This is a genomic window from Phocaeicola sp. RTP21359st1_B8_RTP21360_211022, from assembly GCF_040911965.1.
Classification (GTDB): Bacteria; Bacteroidota; Bacteroidia; order Bacteroidales; family Bacteroidaceae; genus Phocaeicola; species Phocaeicola vulgatus.
The window spans coordinates 12,265-37,690 of the sequence record NZ_JBDFXP010000013.1; the positions used below are offsets into that span (position 1 = coordinate 12,265).

Sequence of the window (25,426 nt, forward strand, 5' to 3'; positions counted from 1 at the left end):
TGCTCTGAAACTAACCTCTTAAAAATATGTTAATTGATTTACTGCATTCTTCTTATTTCTCGCTCTTCCTTATTGTAGCGTTGGGCTTTATGCTAGGGAGGATTAAGATAAAGGGCTTGTCGCTGGATGTGTCGGCCGTTATCTTCATTGCCTTGCTTTTCGGACATTTCGGTGTGATCATTCCTAAAGAATTGGGGAACTTCGGTCTGGTGCTTTTTATCTTTACCATCGGTATTCAGGCCGGTCCCGGATTTTTCGATTCTTTCAGAAGTAAAGGAAAGACACTGATTCTTATCACTATGCTTATTATTTGCTCTGCCTGTCTGACGGCGGTAGGACTGAAGTATGCTTTTGACATTGATACGCCCAGTGTGGTGGGATTGATAGCAGGGGCATTGACCAGTACGCCCGGTCTGGCGGTAGCTATAGACAGTACAAATTCACCGTTGGCTTCCATTGCATACGGTATTGCTTACCCGTTTGGAGTGATAGGGGTGATTTTGTTTGTGAAGCTGTTACCCAAGATTATGCGGGTGGATCTGGATAAAGAAGCGCGCAGGTTGGAACTGGAACGGCGCAGCAGTTTTCCGGAACTGACAACTTGCATTTTCAGAGTGACCAATCAAGCGGTATTCGGACGTACTTTGGCGCAAATAAATGCACGTGCCATGACGGGGGCCGTCATTTCACGGGTAAAGCATGGGGATTCTATATTGATGCCTAAAGCGAATACCATGTTGCTGGAAGGGGACTATGTGCAGGCGGTGGGAAGTGAGGAAGCGCTGAATCAGTTTGCCGTATTGGTTGGAGAACGGGAGGAAGGTGAATTGCCTCTGGATCAGACACAGGAGATTGAATCTTTATTGCTGACAAAGAAAGATATGATAAACAAGCAATTGGGGGATCTGAATTTACAACGTAACTTTGGTTGTACGGTAACCCGTATCCGTCGAAGCGGCATAGACTTGTCACCTTCTCCGGATTTGGCCTTGAAATTCGGTGATAAGCTGATGGTGGTCGGTGAACGGGAAGGACTCAGAGGCGTTGCCCGTTTGTTGGGGAATAATGCCAAACAGTTGTCTGATACTGATTTCTTCCCGATAGCTATGGGGATTGTATTAGGTGTATTGTTCGGCAAAATAAATATTTCATTTTCAGACAGTGTTTCCTTTTCACCCGGATTGACCGGAGGAGTGCTGATGGTGGCATTGCTGCTGAGTGCCGTGGGAAAGACAGGACCCATATTGTGGTCTATGTCCGGTCCTGCCAATCAGTTGTTACGCCAGTTGGGCTTATTGCTGTTTTTGGCTGAGGTCGGTACTTCTGCCGGTAAGAATCTGGTGGCTACTTTTCAGGAGAGCGGATTGTTATTGTTCGGAGTGGGGGCGACCATTACTGTCGTGCCTATGCTGGTTGCCGTTGTGGTTGGCAGGTTGGTCTTTAAAATCAGTTTGTTGGATTTGCTGGGCACCATCACCGGTGGTATGACCAGTACGCCCGGTCTTGCGGCAGCCGATTCCATGGTAGATAGTAATATTCCGAGTGTTGCATATGCTACGGTGTATCCGATTGCAATGGTGTTCCTTATTTTGTTTATACAAGTGATCGCTTCGGCGGTTTATTGATATATCAAACAGCCGGGTGGGTATGTGCCAAAGGTAGTAAATACTTTTGGCACATTTTTTATTTGGATGAATGTTGTATTTTTATTTATCGATATGAGGAGAAAAAAATATTCATTTTGTTTCTTTTATAGATTTTAATTTATATATTTGTCACAACCTTAATGTAATACGGAGAAAGATTAGGCTTATTCAGTGACAGAATGACGATTGGAATATGGTATGAATAAGCTGAACTCATATATGGTATTTATAAATATACTCAATTTTATGAGGAATAAAGACACACACTCTCGAATTACAGACAAATGCAGATGTTTGTTTGTAGTTGCCTATTCGGCAATGTCTATTACAGGATTGAGCTCCGTGCTCGCAGTGGAAAACCATGCACTATCTTCTCCGGTTTCAGATCGTGTGGAAAGCGTACAGCAGAAAAAACATGTTTCAGGTAATGTGCAGGATGCTAACGGAATGCCTTTAATCGGGGCGTCCGTAATCATCAAGGGAACCAATACCGGTATGATTACCGATATTGAAGGTAATTTCGCTCTTGATGCTAAACAGGGTGATATTATCGTAATCAGTTACATCGGTATGAAATCGGCGGAGGTGAAAGTGCCTGCTAACGGGCAAATAAGAGTGATGCTGAAAGAGGATTCGCAGTTGATGGATGAAGTGGTAGTGACCGGTTATGGTGATTTTAAGAAGGCTACTTATACGGGGTCTGCTTCTGTTTTGAATACGGATAAATTGGAGTCATTGCCTGTTGTGTCTGTAGCACAGATGATGGAGGCTAATATTCCGGGGTTAAGTTCAGTGGCCAGTTCTTCCCAACCGGGTTCTAAAGCTACAGTGCGGGTGCGTGGAATTGCTTCTATGAATGCTTCTACAGAACCTCTTTATGTATTGGACGGCGTGCCGGTAGCGTCTAGGGATATGAGTGGTCTAAGTGCCAATGCCAGTGCGGGAGGACTTGGTTTGATCGAGACATTAAATCCTGCGGATATTGAAAGTATAACCGTATTGAAAGATGCCGCTTCTGCTTCATTATATGGAGCAAAAGGATCTAACGGTGTAATCCTTATTACTACTAAAAAAGGGAAGGAAGGTAAAATGAGGGTGAGTATGCAGGCTACTTACGGTATTACGGATATCGCTTACAATTATCGTCCGATAATGGGGGGTGAAGAGCGTAGGGAGTTGATTTATGAAGGATTTGTTAATTATCGTTTGAATCAGGGGGATTCGGAAGCCGAGGCAAAGGCTTATGCGGATGGACAAATTGACAATTATGCTGCACGCCCGGCCAACGGATATGCTGATTGGGAAGATGCTTTATTGAAAAAAGGACATCAGCAGGACTATAGTTTGTCTGTAAGCGGAGGTAATGAAAAATCGAATTTTATTGGTACGTTAGGATACACCAATCAGACAGGTATAAGCATAAATTCAGGAATGGAACGTTTTACCGGTCGTATTGATGCAAACAGTAAATGGAATAAATTTGAGTATGGAATGAATGCTACCTTTTCATGGACTCGTAATAAACATACGCCGGAGGGACAGTATTATGCCAGTGCGCTTTATTCTTCAAAATATCAATTGACCCCTTCCATACCTATTTATAATGAGGATGGCAGTTATCATACGGGTTTCCAGAATAATGGAGGTATTAACCCGCTGTATGAGAATTCTGTAGATTCAAATTATGCACGTCTGGCACGTACAATGGCATCCGCCAAGGCTGCTTATCATATCTTGGACGGGTTGAAGTTATCTACTGTCTTTACAGTAGACTATTCTTTAAATAAAGACTTTTTCTTTTACTCGCCTGACGGTAAGGATGGGGAAGCTACACAGGGATCCGGACAGATGATGATGATTGAGAGAATGAGTTATACTTCACAAACGAATCTGGCATATAATAAAACGTTTGGCAAACATAATATTAATGCGGTTTTAGCGTATGAGGTTATGAAATACGATTATGAGGATATGTATGGTGAGAAACAGGTTTACGGGCAAACACTTAATCCGTCGTTGGATAATGGCGCCAAACCTGCTGATCTTACTAATACGAGGCAGGAAGATGCTATGGTGTCGTATGTAGGAAGCTTGAATTATGGATATAATGATAAATATTATGCAGGTTTCAGTTTCCGTCGTGATGGCTCTTCCCGATTGGCGCCTGATACCCGTTGGGGGAACTTTTGGGCTGTTTCCGCTTCATGGAGACTCTCTCAGGAAAACTTCATGAAACCGTGGGAGGATGTGGTGTCGGATATGAAATTAAGAGCATCGTATGGTGTGAACGGTAATCTGCCGACCGGTTATTATGGTTATCATGGAACTTATACTACCGGAGCATTTTATAATGGAAAACCTGCTCCGTGGGAAGATGCTATTGCTAATCCTGATTTGACTTGGGAAAAGAACTATGCATTGAATCTGGGGGTTGATTTAAGTCTGTTCAGACGGGTTAATTTGACTTTCGATTGGTATACCAGAACGACTAAGGATTTATTGATGAGTAAGCAATTGAATTCTATCAGTGGTTTTGGCAGTATTCTTACGAATGTGGGCGAAATGAAGAATACCGGTTTTGAAATAGAGGTACGTTCAAGTAATATTCAAACCAAAGATTTTAGTTGGACAACTTCTTTAAACTTGTCACATAATAAAAATAAGATTGTAAAACTGGCGGATCTTCCGGAATTTATAGATGGAAATTATATCAGAAAGGAAGGTTGTTCGTATGCGACAATTTATTTGAGAGAGTATGCCGGAGTGGATCCTAATGACGGACGCCCGATGTATTATGACAATAAAGAAGACGAAAATGGCAATAGAAGCAGGAATATTGTGTATGACCCCAATGATGCCGACCGTGTGGAGTTGAAAGATATATATCCTAAATTGACCGGTGGATTGATGAATACGTTTAATTATAAGTTTATTGATTTATCTTTTAATTTGTCGTTTCATTTAGGTGGATATTCTTACGATGGTGCCATGTATGCTTTGCAGGATGACGGTTATACGGCACAATACAATAAGAGTACAGAGTTACGCCGCCGTTGGAAACAGCCGGGAGATATAACAGATGTTCCCCGATATGTGTATGGACAAGAGTATGGTGGCTGGTGGAACTCGTCACGTGGTGTTCATAGCACAGATCATTTGCGCTTGAAAAGTTTGATTGTTGGCGTTTCTGCTCCTCAGTCTTGGTTGAGAACCATAGGTATTAATTCTGCCCGTATTTATTTTTCGGGTACCAACTTGTTGACGTGGGCTGCATACGATCAATATGATCCGGAGTTGAATGGAATTGTAAGTTATTTTACTCCTCCTCTTAAAACATTCGCATTTGGACTTGAACTTAAATTCTAATCAATTAACACCGAACTGTTTATGAAAAAAAATATAATTATATTAGGCTTGATTTCTTTATTGGCCGTATCGTGCGGGGATGATTTTTTAACCACTCATCCTGGTGATAGCGTTTCTACGGATTTGGCACTGAGTACAGAGCAGGATATAGATAATGCTGTGAATGGATTGTATGATTTGATGTCCAGCTATGGCTATTATGGCGGAACCATGTTTTTTTATGGGGATATGAAAGGGGATGATATGCAGAGTTCTTATAATAGCGGGAGAACTTGTAACCGGTGTTACTTATATGATCATCGCTCTACAAGCTTAAATGCCGGATATTTATGGGGACGTCCTTTTTATATTATCCGTAATGCATGGAATGTGATCAATGCGATTGATGATGGAAAAGTGCAAGGTTCAGAGCAAAGATTAAAGGAATTGAAAGGTGAGGCGATGACTATCATGGCACTTTGCCAGTTTGACTTGACCCGTTGTTTCGGTTATCCTTATACTAAGGATAAAGGGGCCGGTTGGGGAGCTCCAATTGTAGATCATGCAATTACATTAGATGAAAATCCGCCACGCAGCACTGTTGCAAAGGATTATGAGTTCATAATCAGTACATTGGAGGAGGCTATACCTTTAATGAGTACTTCTAAAAATAACAGCCGGATGAATGCGTATGCTGCAAGAGCATTGCTGTCTCGTATTTATCTGTATCATGATGATAACGAGAAAGCGTTTCAAATGGCAAGCAACTTGATTGAAGAAGTGGAAGGAAATGGAATGTACCGTCTTTATACACGTGATGAATATGTTCCGGCATGGGATTTGAAAAATACGTTTGGTACGGAATCATTATTTGAAATTGCTAATAGTACAGATGATAATGGAGGACGAAGTTCATTGGCATATCTGATGCATTGGAATGGGTATCGTGAGATTTTTGCCACTCAGAAATTTGTGGATGAGTTATTGAGTGACCCGGAGGATATTCGCTGTCTGTTGCTGGAAAAGAATGTTTATAATAAAAATGATGTATGGTGGTTGAAGAAATGGCCGGGAACAGATGCTACGACTCCATCTTTTGAAAATAATTATGTTATTTTCCGTTTGTCTGAAGTCTATTTGAATGCGGCGGAAGCCGGAGTGAAAATAGGTGGGGCATCTGCCGTAAAAGGTTTGAATTATCTGAATGCAATTGTGCAGCGTGCTAATCCTGCAAAGGAAGTAACGGCGGCTGAATATACATTGGATAGGGTGTTGGAAGAAAGAAGTAAAGAATTGATAGGTGAGGGGCATCGTTTCTTTGATATGTTGAGAAATGGAAAGACCATTGTTCGTAAGGGAGGATATCATTTACCGGGTATCGTGGAGGAAATAGACTGGGATTATTATAAATGTGTTTTACCGATTCCAACAGACCAGTTTACATTTAGTCCTGATATGGAGCAGAATCCGGGATATACTAAAAATTAATTTTAAATAATTATTAAATGAGAGGGTGTGGTATCACACCCTTTTTTTGTGTGGACAAATTCTACATTCATGTGGATTTATTCTACAATTTTACAGACGTTCTGTTTTCTTATTTAGTTAATATACAGTGATTTGACGGATGCTTCTTGTTGTTGGCATATCTTTTGACCGGAACATGATAAATTATTATATAATTATATAAATATAAATCATGAATAAATCTAGGTATGTTTTTTTTATTTTGGCTTGTTTATTCGGTTTGTACGTGCAAGCTCAAAATAGAACAGTGAAAGGACGCGTTCTCTCAGCGGAGGATAAAGAACCATTAATTGGAGCTACTGTCAAAATACCCGGTACATCTATCGGTGTGGTGACAGATATAGATGGCAATTTCTCTCTGGAAGTTCCCGACAAAGACAAAACATTAGTGATTGAGTTTTTAGGTATGAGTACACTAACGGCGAAGATACCTGCCAATGGGGTGCTGAATGTATCTTTGCATCCGGATACACAACGATTGGATGAGGTTGTGGTGACAGGCTATGGTAATTTTTCCAAATCTTCATTTACCGGTTCGGCAAATACATTACGGGGGGACTTGTTGAAGAACGTTCCGGTTGTATCGGTAGAACAGAAGTTGCAGGGTATGACTCCGGGCGTATCCATTTCGGGAAATTCCGGTCAGCCGGGTGCTAATCAAAGTATACGTATCCGCGGTATGGGGTCATTCAATGCATCGAAAGAACCTTTGTTTGTCATTGACGGAGTACCGGTGACTTCCGGAAGCTTGAGTGGTGGCTCGGCAGATGCCGCTTACATGAATAATTCTAAAACGAATATAATGAGTACGCTGAACCCTTCGGATATTGAAAATATAACAGTCATAAAAGATGCGGCAGCGGCTTCTTTATATGGTTCACGTGCGGCAAACGGTGTGATTCTGATAACCACTAAAAAAGGTACAAAAGGACGTGCTAAGGCTACATTAAAAATGGATGGAGGCTTTTCTAATGCTGCTGTGGAATTCCGTCCGACGTTGAATGGGGAGCAGCGTAGAGAGCTAATTTATGAAGGTTTGATGAACTTTCAACAAGATGAAATAGCCAAGAATCCGGAGGCGGGATTGGCGTCGCCCACCGAGTATGCCGATTTACATATCAATGATTATGCCTCCATTCCGGAACTGGGATATACTGACTGGAGGAAGGAATTAATGCGTACGGCACATCATCAAAGTTATGAAGCGTCCGTATCGGGAGGCAATGACAAGACTACGTTCTATTCTTCATTGGGTTTTAACCGTCAGGAGGGTTTGGTGGAAAATTCTAATCTGGACAGATATACAGCTCGTTTGAATGTAACCCAGAAGGTAGGTTCCCGTGGGGAAGTGGGCGCCAATGTGATGTTCTCTCAATTGAATCAGGAAATGAATGAGGAGCGTGGATCATCTATTAATCCTTTCCTTTGTGTGGCTTTGAACACCACTCCGTCTTTTCCGGTACGTGACGCTGAAGGGAATTATGTAGGATCATATCCCAGTAGCAATGTGAATCCGTTGCGTGATATCCGTACAGATTATAACCGTACCCGCATGACACGTATGTTTTCTACAGGCTATGCTTCGATAGATATTATCAAAGGGTTGAAATTGAAAGAAACGCTTAGCTATGATTATAATATTCAGAAAGATTCCCGTTATTGGAATCCGTTGAGTGGAGCCGGAGCTAAAAGTGGTAGTGATGCACAGACGGCAAAGGGATTTATAGAATATAGTAAATTGATTTCTTCCACTTCATTGGGATATAATACGACTATAGCACAATTACACCATGTGGATGCGTTGGTAGCTTATGAAATTGAAAATTATCAGACTGACAAAGCAATGGGGGATAAATCCAAACTTCCTTCAGATTATTTGGTGGAACCGGATAATGCAGCATCATTGAACAGCTTTGTGTCTTCTACTCAGGATTCAAGAATGATTTCTTATGTATCCCGTATCAACTATGATTATGATGACCGTTACTATATTGCCGGTAGCTTCCGTCGTGACGGCAGTTCACGCCTGTCACCCGAGAACCGTTGGGGAAATTTTTGGTCTGTATCCGGTATGTGGAATGTAGGTGCGGAAAAATTTATGCAATCTATAAAGAGTGTGCTGAGTGATTTAAAGATACGTGCCTCGTATGGTGTGAATGGTAATCAGCCGGGTGCTCTTTACGGATATATGGGACTTTATTCCTACGGGCAGAATTATATGGGAGGTGGTGGATCTTATGAATCGGCATTACCGAACCCGAACCTTAAATGGGAAAAGAACTATAACTTGAATTTGGGACTCGACCTGGCATTTATCAATCGTATTTTTGTCAGCTTGGAATATTATAATCGCGATACGAAAGATTTGCTTTACAATCGTCCTATCAGTAGCACTACCGGTTTCCAAAATTATTTGGGGAACTTGGGACAACTGAATAATAGAGGTTGGGAACTGGAACTGCGTACCATAAACTTTGCCGGTAACAACTTTAATTGGACTTCTGTTTTGAATATGACCCACAATAAAAATAAGATTGTATCATTGGATGGTAAATTGGACCAGTCTATCGAGGGAAGCTGGTTTATTCATAAAGTGGGGTTGCCGTATTCTACCTTCTATGTGAAAGAATATGCGGGGGTTGATCCTCAGACAGGAAAAGCTTTGTACTATATGAATACACAGGATGCAAATGGCAATTATGACAAAACAGTTACTACTGACGCTTCTGCAGCACAGGCAATTCCTTATAAGTCTGTGGATCCGAAAATTTCAGGAGGTTTTACCAATATCGTGAATTACAAATGGTTTGATCTGGCATTGACGTTGACTTATTCTTTAGGAGGATATTCTTTTGACAAAACCGGAACTTATAATGAAACCGACGGTGCAAAAGAGCAGAACTATAACTTGCCCATTTATGAATTGGATCGTTGGCAAAAGCCGGGTGATGTGACGGATGTACCCCGATTTGTACTTGGCCAGGCGGCAGGACCGCAGAATTCATCCCGTTATGTACATAGCACGGATCATTTACGTGTAAAGAACTTGACTTTGGGCTTTACATTGCCGGATCAGTGGCTGACCAAACTGGGTGTCAGTAAAGCAAGATTGTACTTCTCAGGCAGTAACTTGTTGACGTGGGCAAAGTGGGACCAGTATGATCCGGAAGTACCTGTTTCCGGTGAAGTATTTTGTGAAACACCTCCTATGCGTACTTACAGTTTTGGAATAGAAGTCTCATTTTAATGAATCTCCTTTAAATTAGAACGAAATGAAAAAAATATATTTATCGATTGTTGCGGCTGTATCATTGATGTTTGTTTCGTGTACTGCTGATTGGCTGAATACAGATCCTTCTACGGCAGTTCCCAGTGATGATGCCATTAAAAATATAGATGATGCACAGGTGGCATTGAATGGTATATACCGATTAGCATCCGCACATAGTTATTATGGTGATAATTATCTTTATTATGCTGATTGTCGTGGAGAAGATGTGCAGGCACGTATTAATAAAGGAGCAGGCCGCAGGGTTTCGCCTTACTATTTCTTTGATGTTACGGCGGATGATAATTTTAATATAACCCTTGTCTGGAACCAACCCTATAAAGTGATCCATCAGGCTAACAGTCTGATAGAAAAGTTGGATGCCGGAAATGCGGGGAATGCCAGGCCGGAAGAAGTGGCACGGATTAAATCGGAGGCACTGGCAATGAGAGGACTGGCTTTATTTGATCTGACCCGTTTGTTCGGTATGCCTTATACTTTGGATAATGGGGCTTCTTTAGGAGTTCCTATTGAGATTCAGACTACCTTGGAAGATCATGCTCCGGAACGTAACACAGTGGCACAATGTTACGAACAAGTGCTAAAGGACTTGAACGATGCGTTGGGAGGACTGACAAAGGAAAAACATGATGCCTATATGAATTATTGGAGTGTGAAAGCTTTGCTTTCCCGGGTGTATCTGTATATGAATGACAATGAAAATGCATTGAAATGTGCAGAAGAAGTAATCAATGACAATGGGGGAATTTACCGGCTTTTTACTCATGACGAATATCCTTCTGTATGGGGAAAAGACTTTAACTCTGAGTCTTTGTTTGAATTCTATTTTACGATGTCTGAACCTTCAGGCGGTTCGGGAGGAGAAGGGGCGCCGATGGTGTATGCCGATAATGTGAAAGATTGGAATAACCTGATTCTGACAAAGGCTTATTTGGATTTGCTGAATGAAGACCCTGAAGATGTGCGCCATGTATTTCCTCATTTGCCGGAAAATGCCGTTGCGGATACATTGCCTGTAGCTGCCAAAGGTCAACCGAAATATCTGATTAAATATCCGGGGAAATCGGGCAGTGTGACCGATGCTGTTTCTACAGTCAATCCACAGGATAATGATCTTTGTATTCTCCGTTTATCCGAGGTCTATTTGAATGCTGCGGAAGCTGCTTTTAAAATCGGCAATACGGAAAAAGCATTGACATATCTGAATGCGATAGTTACCCGTGCCAATCCGGCGAAATCCGTAACATCTGCTGATCTCAGCCTGGAGCGCATTCTGAAAGAAAGACGTAAAGAACTGGTAGGTGAAGGTCATGCTTTCTTTGATTATATGCGTAATGGCAAGTCGGTGGACCGTTCGGGAGGCTGGCATCTGACTATGCCTGAAGATGCCCGTGTCATTGCTCCTTCAGACCCTAGGGTGGCACTTCCTATTCCACAAACAGAAATTGATGCTAATCCGAATATAGTTCAAAATCCTAGATAATTGTTTTGTCCATGTTAAGTTTGCCCTTCTTTTCGATGATGATATCGGAGAGAAGGGTTTTCTTTTTACAATTTATATGGTACAAAATCATATTTCGTCCGTCTTCATTTGAAAAGAAAGACCAAAAATATGAGATTATATGGATTGTTACTGTGCGGATGGATGACGGTATCCTTACAGGCCCAACAAATACATGATTGGGAGAATCATCATGTCTTATCTGGAAGATCAGGATTTTTGGCGTTTTGGAGGTGTTCATCGCAGTATTCATTTGGTGCATACTCCGGATATCCGTATCCGTGACTATGTAGTGCGCACTCTGCCTGCTGTTCAGGGGAATTATCAAGATTTCCGACTGCTGATTGATCCGCAGCTCAGCGTTTACCGGGGAATGGACGGTAAAGGTTATACGTTGCAGGCGGTGCTGAAGGATGCGGATGGAAGGGAAGTAGTGAATATGGTTGGCAATGTGGAAGATATCTTGGATTTGGAGCATAAGGCGGCACGGATGAATGAATGGTATCCGCAACGTGGTCCACGTAAGATGGGACGTATATCCGCCGTTATAAAATCTCCGCAACGTTGGACAGCCGAAACTCCTTATTTATATAAGTTGGAACTTCGTTTACAGAATGCAAACGGACAGACCATAGAGCAAGTGGAGCAGCCGGTAGGTTTTCGTTGTATTGAAATAAAGGACGGACAAATGTTGGTTAACGGTAATTCGGTCCGTTTTCGTGGGGTAAACCGTCATGAACACGATCCGTATACGGCACGCGTGATGAGTGAGGAGAGGATGTTGCAGGATATATTGCTGATGAAACAAGCCAATGTGAATGCAGTCCGTACCAGTCACTATCCCAATGTGAGCCGTTGGTATGAACTGTGCGACAGCTTGGGACTGTATGTGATGGATGAGGCGGATATAGAAGAGCACGGATTACGTGGAACATTGGCTAGTACATCCGATTGGCACGCTGCTTTTCTGGATCGTGCGGTACGTATGGCGGAACGCGATAAAAATCATCCTTCGGTAGTGATGTGGAGCATGGGAAATGAAAGTGGTTACGGACCTAATTTTGCTGCTATTTCGGCTTGGCTGCATGATTTTGATCCTACACGTCCCGTACACTATGAAGGAGCTCAGGGAGTAAACGGAGAACCCGACCCGAAAACAGTGGATGTAATCAGCCGTTTTTATACCCGTGTGAAACAGGAGTACCTGAATCCCGGCATTCCCGAAGGGGAGGACAAGGAACGGGCGGAGAACGCACGTTGGGAACGCTTGTTGGAAATAGCGGAACGCACGAATGATAACCGTCCTGTGATGACCAGCGAATATGCACATTGCATGGGGAATGCTTTAGGTAATTTCAAGGAATATTGGGATGAGATTTATAGTAACCCACGTATGCTGGGCGGCTTTATATGGGACTGGGTGGATCAAGGTATTTATAAGATATTGCCGGATGGCCGCCGGATGGTGGCGTATGGCGGTGACTTTGGTGATCGGCCTAATTTAAAGGCTTTCTGTTTTAATGGTGTGGTGATGAGTGACCGCGAAACTACGCCCAAATATTGGGAGGTGAAGAAAGTATATGCTCCGGTTAAATTGGAAATGGAAAAAGATCTTCAGGTTTTTCCAAAAGAACAAGATGTTTTTTTAAAAGAACAAGATGTTTTGCCCAAAGGATTAAGAGTTACGAACCGCAATCATCACATTGGTCTGGAAGGATATCGCTGTCTGTGGACTTTGATAGAGAACGGGAAGAAGATGAAACAAGGGGAACTGGCGCTTCTATCGGTGGCACCCGGTGAAACAGGAACGATGGCTTTGCCCGATGTTAAGATTAATAAACAGGCTGATGTTCGATTGAATGTAAGTATAGTATTGAAAGAAGATGCTTTATGGGCGAAAGCCGGGCATGAGATTTTAAAGGAACAGTTTGCCTTGAATGATCATTTGATGGCGGTGGCTGACGGTGTACAACCGGGTAAACGTAAAAGTAAGTTTTCTGTTTTGGATTTATGGGAAGATAGTTATTTTCAAGCTTTCCGTGCTCCGACGGATAATGATAAAAGTTTCGGTAACTGGTTGGCCAAGGATTGGAAGAATCAGGGATTGGATGCTCCTCAAGTAGAGGTAATTACTCCCGAAACGGAAACTCAGGAAACAGATGGAACCGTATCGAAGAAATCGGTTGTGGAATATCGTTATGCCAAAGGTAGCATCCGTGTTTCTTCCCATTATAAAATATATGTGGATGGAACGGTAGATCTGGAACAGACTTATCTGCCACAAGGAGAATTGCCGGAATTGCCTCGTCTGGGTAGTGCATTTGTACTGGGAGAAGAATACGAGAACCTTTCCTGGTACGGTCGTGGCCCGTGGGAAAACTATCCCGACCGTAAGACGTCCTGTCTGATAGGTAGATGGAACAGCAAGGTGAGTGAACAGTACACACATTACCCCCGTCCGCAGGACAGTGGCAATCACGAGGATGTTACCGAGGTGATTCTAACCAATAAACAGGGTAAAGGCGTCCGTGTGACAGCCATAGACCGGCCATTTTCATTTTCTGCCTTACATTATACCGTGGATGATATTTATAAAACAACTCATGATTGTGACTTGAAACCACGAAAGGAGGTTGTTCTCAGCCTGGATGCTGCGGTCTTAGGTTTAGGAAACAGTAGTTGTGGTCCGGGAGTGCTGAAGAAATACGCCATTGATAAGCAGAAACCTCATACTTTGCGGGTACGCTTCAGTCTTATAAAGTGATGTATGGCAAAAGGTTTGAATAGGCGACATATCTTTCCGGTGGCAGACAGAAATATAGAATTAAATTAAAAATCAAATATCAAAATGAAAAGAGCAACAACTTTTTTATCACTCCTTGCTTTATCGGCAGGTTTGTTGGCGCAATCTTCCGTAAAAACAGAACGCCAATACTTGTCAGGACGTGGCTGTGATGATATGGTACAATGGGATTTCATGTGTACCGGTGGTAATAATTCCGGAAAATGGACGAAAATCGGAGTACCTTCCTGTTGGGAACTACAAGGATTCGGTACTTATCAATATGGCATGAAATTCTATGGTAAGGCTTTTCCTGAAGGAGTAGCTGACGAACAAGGTTTGTATAAATATGAATTTGAGTTGCCTGCCGAATGGAATGGTAAACAGATAGAGCTGGTATTTGAAGGCTCTATGACTGATACGCAGGTAAAGATAAACGGTCGTAAAGCCGGCTCCATGCATCAGGGAGCTTTTTACCGCTTTATTTATAATGTGAGTGACCGGGTATTTTTCGGATCGAAAAAAAAGAATGTACTTGAAGTAACTGTAAGCAAGGAAAGTGCGAATGCAGGGGTTAATTTGGCAGAACGCCGTGCTGATTATTGGAATTTCGGAGGTATTTTCCGTCCTGTGTTTATCGTGGCGAAACCGGCTCAAAATATAGATCGTCTGGCAATAGATGCGAAGGCGGATGGGAATTTCTATGCCGATTGTTTTCTGAATATGGCAGTAGAAGGTGCTAGGGTACATACTGTCATAACAGATGCTAAAGGGAAAAAAGTGGCCGAAAATACTTCGGATGTCCGTACGGGCAGCGACCATGCTTCGATTAATTTCGCAGTAAAATCTCCTGAATTATGGACGGCTGAAACTCCGGCCATGTATCAGGCTACCTTTACCCTGCTTGATAAAGCAGGCAAAACACTGCATGTTGAAAATCAGAAATTTGGTTTCCGTACCATTGAAACACGTGAAAGTGACGGATTGTATATCAACGGTCGGCGTGTGATGATTAAAGGGGTGAACCGTCATAGTTTCCGTCCTGAAAGCGGACGTACACTGAGCAAGGCAAAGAACATTGAAGATGTATTGCTGATCAAGAGCATGAACATGAATGCCGTCCGCCTGAGTCATTATCCTGCCGATCCCGAATTTTTTGAAGCTTGTGACTCGCTGGGGCTTTATGTAATGGATGAGTTAAGCGGCTGGCATGGCAAGCACGAAACCATCAACGGGCAGAAGCTGGTAAAAGAAATGATTACCCGTGATGTGAACCATCCGTGTATTATCTGGTGGAGCAATGGTAATGAAAAAGGCTGGAATACTGAACTGGATGGTGAATTCCATAAATATGATCCTCAGAAACGTCCGGTGCTTCATCCGCAAGGCAACTTCAGTGGATATGAAACCATGCACTATCGTTCTTACGGAGAAAGCCAGAACTATATGCGTCTGCCGGAAATATTTATGCCGACCGAGTTTCTGCATGGATTGTACGATGGAGGACACGGAGCCGGACTGTATGATTATTGGGAAATGATGCGTAAGCATCCCCGTTGTGCCGGAGGTTTCCTTTGGGTACTGGCCGATGAGGGCGTGAAGCGTGTGGATATGAATGGATTCATTGACAACTGCGGCAATTATGGAGCCGATGGCATTGTAGGTCCGCATCACGAAAAAGAGGGCAGTTACTTTACCATCAAGCAGGTGTGGTGTCCTATTCAAATCATGACCGATAGCCTTGACAGTCAGTTTGACGGCAAACTGAAAATAGAGAACCGTTACGATTTCCTGAATGCGAATACATGCCGTTTCACTTATAAATATGTGCAATTGCCTTCTGTAACCGATAAGGGGGGAATGAAAGTGATGAAACAGGGAGAGGTGAACTGTCCCGACATTCCTGCTCACGGTGCGGGTACACTGACTATTCCTGCGGCTGTCAAGGGGGCCCATGCTTTGATGCTGACAGTAACGGATAAGCAGGGGAATGATCTCTTTACGTGGAGTTATAAACTGGACGACGTTGCCGGATTGCAGCAGGCTTCTGCCGGAAACAAGCCTTCTTATAAAGAAACTGCCGATGCATTGACGGTGGATGCCGGAGGACGTACATTTACTTTTTCTCAGAAAGACGGACAACTGAAGGGGGTAAAGGTTGGAAGCCGTATCATCAGTCTGGCAAATGGTCCTCGTTTTATTGCCGCCAAGCGTTCGGACCGTTCTATGGACCAGTTTTATAACCATGATGACAAAGAGGCTGAAAAGAAGAAAACCCAATACACTACATTTGATGATGCCGGTCGTTTTACAGGTTTTACCGTGCGTGAAGAAGGCAATAACGTAGTGGTTACCGCTAACTACAAACTGGGATGTTTTGATCAGGCTGTATGGACTATCGCTCCTGACGGTACCGCTGCTATAGACTTTACATACAACTTCAGCGGTGTAGTGGATTTGATGGGGGTGATGTTTGATTATCCGGAAGATAAAGTGTTGAGCAAGCGTTGGGTAGGTGACGGTCCTTACCGTGTATGGCAGAACCGTCTGCATGGTCCGCAGTTGGGCGTATGGGAAAATGAGTATAATGATCCCATTCCTGCCGAAAGCTTTACTTATCCCGAATTTAAAGGGTACTTTGCTAATGTGCAATGGATGACTTTGAAAACACAGGAAGGAACGATAAGTATCTGTAACCGTACTCCTCAGAATTATGTAGGGGTTTATCAGCCTCGCGACGGTCGTGACGGCTTGCTTTATACTTTCCCGGCTACCGGCATCAGTCTGATGAAAGTAATTCCTCCGGTTCGTAATAAAGTGAATACGACAGATTTGATAGGTCCGTCTTCACAAGCATTTTGGGCTGATGGAGCATATGGGGGAAGTATCACGTTAAAATTTGAATAACAGTGAAAAAATAGATTGTAAAGGGAAGAGGAACTTTGTTTATTCTTCCCTTTTCTTTTTTTATTTGGCTTGAACTCTCTATATTTGAAAAATTGAGTACAAATTACAACTTTATTCGTTTATCATTAAATATAGAATAAATAGCTTATGAAGATAAAACATCTGTTTGTATCCATATTGCTGGCAACCGGATTCCAACCGATGATAGCACAATCCGCTTTACGGCAACAGTTTGTAAATTCATCCGTACAGGAAGCTCGTCCCTGGACTTTCTGGTATTGGATGTTTGGCGCTGTAACTCCCGAAGGGATTACCGCCGATCTGGAAGCCATGCACCGTGTAGGTTTGGGTGGAGCCTATCTGATGCCTATCAAGGGAGTGGAGCAAGGACCTCAATACGAAGGAAAAGCTCAACAACTTACCCCCGAATGGTGGCGTATGGTCACTCATAGTATGAAAGAGGCCGACAGGCTGGGAATGCAACTGGGAATGCATATCTGTGACGGCTTTGCCTTGGCGGGAGGTCCCTGGATAACTCCCGAAGAGTCGATGCAAAAAGTGGTATGGAGTGATACTATAGTGAACGGTGGGAATATTCGTAATTTGACTTTGCCCATGCCCGAAGCACTGGATGGCTATTATGAAGATATCGTTACCTACGCCATTCCATTGGAGCGTCAGCCTGAGGATACTTCATTGAAGCCGAAGGTAACTTTCGGTAATTTGAAATCGGCTGTTATCAAAGATGAATCCAAAGCTGTGAACAGAGATGAGAAAGGAGTTTTCCGTTCCTCTTATCCTTGTTGGATTCAGTATGAATATGCAGAACCTGTGACTTGCAGCAACGTGGAAATTATTTTGGGAGGAAATAACTATCAGGCACATCGCCTGAAAGTATTGGCCAGTGAGGACGGACGGACGTTCAAAACAGTGAAGCAACTGGTCCCTGCCCGGCAGGGATGGCAGAATACGGATTTCCAGTCTACTCATGCCATCCCCCCTGTTACCGCCCGTTACTTCCGTTTTGAGTGGACTCCCGTGGGAAGCGAACCGGGTAGTGAGGATCTGGATGCAGCCAAATGGAAACCGAATTTGAAAATCAATGATATAGTCCTTCATACGGCTCCGCGTATTCATCAGTGGGAGGGAAAAGCAGGACTGGTGTGGCGTGTGGCTACTGCTACTACTTCGACGGAAATACCCGATGCGGCTTGTGTGCAGCCGGATGAGTTGATCAATCTCCCTTTGTATCAGGGCAGGCTGACCGCCCGTTTACCCGAAGGTAAATGGCGTATTCTCCGCATGGGACATACGGCAACCGGACATGTGAATGCTACTGCCGGAGGTGGTAAAGGATTGGAATGCGACAAGTTCAGCACCAAGGCTGTTCAGAACCAGTTCTCGAACTGGTTTGCGGAAATGTTCAAAAAGACGGATGAGGCCGTGGCACGCCGTGTATTGAAATATATGCACGTAGACAGTTGGGAGTGTGGCAGTCAGAACTGGAGTGATAACTTCGCGGCGGAATTTAAGAAACGCCGTGGATATGATTTGATGCCTTATCTTCCTTTGCTGGCAGGTATTCCGATGGAAAGCGCCGCCCGCAGTGAACAGATATTGCGGGATGTCCGTACCACCATCGGAGAACTGGTGACTGATGTGTTCTACACTGTATTGGCAGACTGTGCCCGTCAATACGATTGCCGGTTCTCTGCCGAGTGCGTAGCTCCTACTATGGTCAGTGACGGATTGATGCATTATCAGAAAGTGGATCTGCCTATGGGGGAATTTTGGCTGAACAGTCCTACGCACGATAAACCCAATGATATGCTGGATGCCATCAGTGGCGCGCATATTTATGGAAAGAATATTATCCAGGCCGAAGGCTTTACTGAAATTCGTGGCGTATGGGATGAAGACCCTGCCATGCTGAAACCTTTGCTGGACCGTAACTATGCACTGGGTATCAATAAACTCTTCTTTCATGTCTATACCCATAATCCTTGGATGAACCGCCGTCCCGGTATGACCTTGGACGGCATCGGACTCTTCTTCCAGCGCGACCAGACCTGGTGGGAGGAAGGGAAATCTTTTGTAGATTACATCACCCGTTGCCAGACTTTGTTGCAATACGGTCATCCGGTGGTTGATATCGCCGTCTTTACCGGTGAAGAGATGCCGCGACGTTCCATTTTGCCCGAACGGTTAGTTTCGATGCTTCCCGGTATCTATGGAGCCGAACGGGTGGAAAGCGAACGGATTCGGCTGGCTAATGAAGGTCAACCCACCCGTGTGCGTCCTGTCGGTGTTACCCATTCGGCAAACATGGCCGATCCCGAAGACTGGGTGAACCCGATGCGTGGTTATGCCTACGATTCTTTTAACAAAGACGCTCTGTTACGTTTGGCAAAAGCGGAGAATGGAAGAATGGTACTTCCGGGAGGAGCTTCTTATAAAGTATTGGTGCTTCCTACAGCCCGTCCTATGAATCCTGATAACCTGCCGTTGTCTCCTGAGGCACAGGCAAAAGTAGAGGAACTCCGCGCGGCAGGTGTCATTATTCCGCAATTGCCTTATCGGGAAGATGATTTTTCTTCTTTCGGTGTGGAACGGGATGTACTTCTTCCTGCTGATGTGGCATATACTCATCGGAGCGGGGAAGAGTATGAGATTTATTTTGTGGCTAATCAGGTGGACAGTTTGCGTACATTCAACGCTTCTTTCCGCATTGCAGGGCGCACGCCTGAATTGTGGAATGCGGTAACAGGAACCATTACCCGTCCGGCACAATGGAAAGAATTGGACGGCCGTACCGAAGTCGCTTTGTCTTTGCCTGCCAATGGCTCTGTATTTGTCGTATTCCCCAAAGAATCTTCAGAAGTTTCTCTGGAACGGACCGAAAGGGAACCTGTATCCATATCGATCAAGGAATGGACAGTAACATTCCCTTCCGTGCGCAAAACTGTCACTCGTCCGGTATTATTTGACTGGAGTAAGGAAGAGGATGAAAAAATAAGATATTATTCCGGACATGCCACTTACAGAGGGCTATTCAGATGGAAGAATGAACAGGACGGAAGAATTATTCTTCGGTTGGGTAAAGTAGCCAATGTAGCGACTGTACGTGTCAACAGCATTGCATGCGGTACGGCTTGGACAGCTCCATACGAAGTGGACATTACCGATGCGCTTCGTAACGGAACCAATGTCTTGGAAGTGGAGGTAGTGAATACCTGGGCGAATGCGCTCCGTGGGGCAGATCAGGATAAAGCGCCTTTTGAGGGGATATGGACGAATGCAAAATTCCGTCTGCCCGGAGATGGTTTGTTACCTGCCGGATGGATGGGACCTTGCGAGTTTTTTAAAACTAAAGAATAATGCTAATCACACATAACATGAAAAATAAGAAACTACTACTGGGCATTGCTTGGGCATGGTTGACTTGCCTGTCGGCAAATGCGGAAGTGAAATTGCCCGCTTTCTTTTCAGACGGCATGGTGATGCAACAGCAGACTCGTGCCAATTTATGGGGAACAGCTACTCCCAATGCACCGGTGAAAATTACAACAAGTTGGGATAAACAAACCTATAAAACCACCGCCGATGCAAAAGGCGCGTGGAAACTTGCTTTATCCACCCCCTCTGCCGGAGGCCCTTACACGATCACTTTTGATGATGGAAAGCTGACCGAAATACGTGATATCCTGATGGGAGAATTATGGTTATGCTCCGGTCAGAGTAATATGGAAATGCCCATGAAAGGTTTTAAAAACCAGCCGGTGGAGAATAGCAATACAGATGTGATGAACAGCCGTAATCCGCAACTCCGCCTGTTCACCGTAAAGCGTTCTTCCTCTTTTACTCCGAAAACAGATGTGGTGGGAACCTGGCAGGAAGCTGTTCCGGCAACTGTGCGTGAGTTTAGTGCTACTGCTTATTACTTCGGTCGGATGATACAACAGCAGTTGAATATACCTGTGGGTTTGATTGTGGCTTCTTGGGGAGGTTCTGCCTGTGAAGCCTGGATGCATCCGGATTGGTTGAAGGCATTTCCCGAAGCAAAGATTCCCCAATCGGAAGCCGATATCAAGTCAAAGAACCGTACTCCGACTGTACTCTATAACGGTATGCTTCATCCGCTCATCGGATTAGCCATGCGTGGAGTTATCTGGTATCAGGGGGAAGATAACTATAACCGGGCTTCTACTTATGCCGATATGTTCAGTGCACTGATACGCGGGTGGCGCGAAGAATGGCAGCAAGGGGAATTTCCCTTCTATTATTGTCAAATTGCACCTTATGATTATGGAATTATTACTGAGCCTGGCAAGAATGTGATAAATTCTGCTTATCTTCGCGAACAACAAGCTATGGTAGAACACCGGGTGGGCAATAGTGGTATGGCTGTATTGTTGGACGCAGGAATGAAAACGGGGATTCATCCGGGTAAAAAGAAGGTGGCAGGAGAACGTCTGGCGCGTTTGGCATTGGTAAAAACTTACGGAATGAAAGGTGTTACGGCCGAAAGTCCTTACTATACAGGAATGGAAGTAAAGAATGATACGGTAATAGTCAGTTTTGATCGGGCACCGATGTGGATAAATTGTAAAGACCGTTTTGAATCATATAACTTTCAGGTTGCAGGTAAAGATCGGGTTTTTTATCCTGCTAAAGCGTGGATACAGAGAAGTAAAATGCTTGTAAAGAGCGAGAGAGTACCTCATCCGGTGGCAGTTCGTTATGGCTTCGAGAATTATGTGGAGGGAGATTTGTTTGGTGAAGATTTACCTGTATCGTCTTTCCGTTCCGATGACTGGTAAAAACAGAAAAAAATGAAGAATATCTTTACGTTTTTATTATTAGTGTTTATTGGCGGGCAGTTTCTGTGGGGACAGCCTGCCAATTTGGTTTGGAATACTCAAAGCCGGAATGCTTCAGAGTCCATGCCTTGCGGGGGTGGTGATATCGGCATGAATGTATGGGTAGAGAATGACGATGTTCTGTTCTACCTTAGTCGTAGTGGTTCTTTTGACGAGAATAACTGTCTGCTGAAGCAGGGTCGGTTTCGTGTGAGGCTCACTCCGAACCCTTTTGCCGGAACGGCTTCTTTTCGGCAGACTCTGCATCTTAATGATGGCTATGTCAGCGTAAGTAGTGATAATGCCACTCTAATTATTTGGGTGGATGTGTTTCATCCTGTGGTACATGTTGAGGTGAAAACGAAGGAACTGACTTCCATGCGTGTGAATTTTGAAAGCTGGCGTTATGAAGATCGTCCGGTGCGTAAAGGGGAAGGGCAGCAATGCTCTTACAAATGGGCCATTCCTGATGGATTGATGACTAGGCGTGACTCTGTCTGTGTGGAAGAAGATAATTTTACTTTTTTTCATCGCAATCCTGAACGTACTATTTTTGATGTGGTAGTGGACCAGCAGGGAATGAATGAAGTGAAGGAACAACTGTATAATCCTTTGAAGAATTTGATTTTTGGGGGGCGTTTATCAGGTGATAATCTGGTTTATAACGGTACACGCCGTGGACATTATGCAGGTACTGAGTATCTGGCATGGATGTACAAAAGCAAGAAACCTACTTATAAGCAGTCTGCACGGATTGTTCTGAATACGGAACAAAGTACGGTTCCTGCATGGGAAGCATCCTTGGCCCGCACTGAGAAGGAAATAAATGTATCCAAAGACAAACAGGCTACCCGCCGTTGGTGGAATGATTTTTGGAAACGTAGCTTTATTGAGGGGGAAGGTGAAGCGGGAGATGCTATCCGTAACTATACACTGTTCCGCTATATGTTGGGGTGTAACGCCTATAGTCAGTGGCCTACCAAGTTTAACGGGGGACTGTTTACTTTTGATCCTATGTATGTAGATCAGAAAATGGAATTTACCCCTGATTTCCGGAAATGGGGAGGAGGAACCATGACTGCACAGAATCAGCGTCTGGTTTATTGGCCCATGCTGAAAAGCGGTGACTTTGACTTGATGAAATCACAATTTGACTTTTATCTGCGTTTGTTGCCGACAGCCGAAGCACGTACCCGTACCTATTGGGGACATGCCGGTGCCTGTTTCACCGAACAAATGGAGAACTTCGGTCTGCCCAATCCTGCCGAGTATGGCTTTAAACGTCCTGAAAGCTATGACAGGGGGTTGGAATATAATGCATGGCTGGAATACGAATGGGATACGGTTCTTGAATTTTGTCAGATGATACTGGAAACGGCACGTTATAATGAGGCTGATATCAGCCGTTATATCCCTTTGATAGAAAGCTCACTTAATTTCTTTGATGAGCATTATCGTCAACTGGCATTACAGCGTGGACGTAAGGATTTAGATGGTAACGGCAAACTGGTGATTTATCCGGGATCGGCTTGTGAAACTTATAAGATGGCTTATAATCCATCCTCAACCATTGCCGCGCTGCGCTCTGTTTTACAAACCTACGGACGTAAACCGGACATGCTGGCACGTATTCCTGAGATCCCTTTGCGCATAGTGGATGGGAAGGAAATGATTGCTCCGGCACAGGCTTGGGAACGGGTGAACAATATAGAAACTCCCCAGCTTTATGCTGTATTTCCCTGGCGTATGTATGGAGTGGGGAAGGAAGGTCTGGAAATAGCCCGTAATACCTATCTATATGATCCCGATGCACAGAAATTCCGTTCACATACCGGATGGAAACAAGATAATATCTGGGCGGCTTGTCTGGGTATGACCGAGGAGGCTGCACAACTTGCCTTACAGAAAATGGCAAACGGGCCTCATCGTTTCCCTGCTTTTTGGGGACCGGGCTATGACTGGACGCCTGATCATAACTGGGGAGGCAGCGGTATGATAGGTATGCAGGAAATGCTGTTGCAGGAAGCCGATGGAAAGATTTTATTGTTTCCTGCTTGGCCCAAAGATTGGGATGTGCATTTCAAATTGCATGCTACAGGACAGACTACTGTAGAGGCTGTTCTAAAAGGGGGGATGGTGGTTGGCTTGACCGTACATCCTAAAGAACGGGAGAAAGATGTAGTAAATTGTTTGCTGAATAAATAATTTAAGGGTAAGGAGGTGTGTTTTGTAAATTCACCTCCTACTTCTTTGTATATACTCGATTGGGAACTTGTCACTCCTTTTGTTTTTCTATTCTTATCTATTTGTATGGCAATCAGTGCCGGAACATTGTTTGATGGCTTTGGTTATCTTTGTTGAGTAAACAAGAACTAAAATGTCCGATGCTTTGTTCTTACTATCATAAATAGATTTAAAATGGTTATGAAAAAGATTTTGATAGCTTTGGCCTTATTGCTGACAGGCATTGCAAGCGGATCGGCATGTACCGGTATTTCATTCCTCGCTGAAGATGGCGGATATGTGCAGGCACGTACTATAGAGTGGGGGGACAGTTATCTTCCGAGTGAATATGTTATTGTTCCCAGAGGACAGGATTTGGTATCTTATACTCCAACGGGTGTAAATGGCTTGAGATTTCGGGCTAAATATGGTCTGGTAGGACTGGCTATCATTCAGAAAGAGTTTGTGGCTGAAGGACTGAATGAAGTAGGGCTTTCGGCTGGATTGTTTTATTTTCCCCATTATGGGAAGTATGAAGAATATGATGAGGCTCAAAATGCAATTACTTTGTCGGATTTGCAGGTGGTGAACTGGATGCTTTCCCAATTTGCTACTATAGACGAAGTGAGAGAAGCTATAGAAGGGGTGAAGGTGGTGTCTCTTGATAAACCTGGTAAAAGTTCTACGGTACATTGGCGCATTGGCGATGCTAAAGGAAATCAAATGGTGTTGGAATTTGTAGGTGGTGTTCCTTATTTTTATGAAAATAAAGTAGGAGTACTCACCAATTCTCCCGATTTTCCATGGCAGGTGATTAACTTGAATAATTATGTAAATCTATATCCGGGAGCTGTCACTCCACAGCAATGGGGTGGGGTGACTATTTTCCCTTTTGGCGCAGGTGCCGGATTTCATGGTATTCCGGGGGATGTAACTCCTCCATCCCGTTTTGTTCGTGTAGCGTTTTATAAGGCAACAGCTCCGGTGTGTCCTACAGCGTATGACGCTATATTACAAAGCTTTCATATCCTGAATAATTTTGATATTCCTATTGGTATAGAATATGCGTTAGGGAAAGCACCTGATATTCCTAGTGCCACACAATGGACTTCGGCTATTGATTTGACAAACAGGAAAGTGTATTATAAAACAGCATACAATAACAATATTCGTTGTATTAGTATGAAGAAGATTGATTTTGATAAAGTGAAGTATCAGTCGTATCCATTGGATAAGGAGTTGAAACAGCCTGTAGAAGAGATTATTGTGAAATAGTGTAAGGGCTTGGAAACTGTTGGCGGAAGTACATGGAAGTTTTAATTGCAATGAATGAATAATGGATAAAAT

Annotated in this window: 10 protein-coding genes and 1 pseudogene; all 11 read left to right on the forward strand. The window is 43.7% G+C overall.

The window, feature by feature from the left end:
• Positions 1-26 precede the first annotated feature (26 nt).
• The 11 genes and pseudogenes from AB5062_RS08445 (at position 27) to AB5062_RS08495 (ending at position 25,354) form a co-directional block, all read left to right on the forward strand.
• Positions 27-1,625: an aspartate:alanine exchanger family transporter gene (locus tag AB5062_RS08445; protein ID WP_117695969.1), complete on the forward strand. Its 1,599-nt coding sequence runs from the start codon at positions 27-29 to the stop codon at positions 1,623-1,625.
• 267 nt (positions 1,626-1,892) lie between these two features.
• Positions 1,893-5,012 carry a TonB-dependent receptor gene (locus tag AB5062_RS08450; RefSeq protein WP_117851993.1) on the forward strand — a complete coding sequence of 1,040 codons (3,120 nt, stop codon included), beginning with the start codon at positions 1,893-1,895 and terminating at the stop codon, positions 5,010-5,012.
• Between the two features lie 21 nt (positions 5,013-5,033).
• Positions 5,034-6,479: a RagB/SusD family nutrient uptake outer membrane protein gene (locus AB5062_RS08455; protein WP_005848097.1), complete on the forward strand. Its 1,446-nt coding sequence runs from the start codon at positions 5,034-5,036 to the stop codon at positions 6,477-6,479.
• 211 nt (positions 6,480-6,690) lie between these two features.
• On the forward strand, positions 6,691-9,765 hold the full coding sequence (locus AB5062_RS08460; protein ID WP_074783091.1) for a TonB-dependent receptor: 3,075 nt from the start codon (positions 6,691-6,693) through the stop codon (positions 9,763-9,765).
• A gap of 25 nt (positions 9,766-9,790) precedes the next feature.
• Positions 9,791-11,290 (forward strand): RagB/SusD family nutrient uptake outer membrane protein, encoded by a 1,500-nt coding sequence (locus AB5062_RS08465; RefSeq protein WP_011965700.1) that lies wholly within the window; start codon positions 9,791-9,793, stop codon positions 11,288-11,290.
• Between the two features lie 214 nt (positions 11,291-11,504).
• A pseudogene (locus tag AB5062_RS08470) lies at positions 11,505-14,072 on the forward strand (glycoside hydrolase family 2 TIM barrel-domain containing protein); the annotation flags it as partial.
• An 84-nt stretch (positions 14,073-14,156) separates the two neighbouring features.
• A complete protein-coding gene (locus AB5062_RS08475; protein WP_032953237.1) occupies positions 14,157-16,997 on the forward strand; it encodes a glycoside hydrolase family 2 TIM barrel-domain containing protein in 2,841 nt (946 codons plus the stop codon).
• Between the two features lie 147 nt (positions 16,998-17,144).
• A complete protein-coding gene (locus tag AB5062_RS08480; RefSeq protein WP_032953235.1) occupies positions 17,145-20,375 on the forward strand; it encodes a glycosyl hydrolase in 3,231 nt (1,076 codons plus the stop codon).
• Positions 20,376-20,392: 17 nt separating this feature from the next.
• The gene (locus tag AB5062_RS08485) at positions 20,393-21,817 is read left to right on the forward strand and encodes a sialate O-acetylesterase (RefSeq protein ID WP_085930955.1); all 1,425 of its coding nucleotides are present in this window, start codon (positions 20,393-20,395) and stop codon (positions 21,815-21,817) included.
• A gap of 12 nt (positions 21,818-21,829) precedes the next feature.
• A complete protein-coding gene (locus tag AB5062_RS08490; protein WP_032953234.1) occupies positions 21,830-24,061 on the forward strand; it encodes a DUF5703 domain-containing protein in 2,232 nt (743 codons plus the stop codon).
• 213 nt (positions 24,062-24,274) lie between these two features.
• On the forward strand, positions 24,275-25,354 hold the full coding sequence (locus tag AB5062_RS08495) for a linear amide C-N hydrolase (RefSeq protein ID WP_032953233.1): 1,080 nt from the start codon (positions 24,275-24,277) through the stop codon (positions 25,352-25,354).
• Positions 25,355-25,426: the final 72 nt, after the last annotated feature.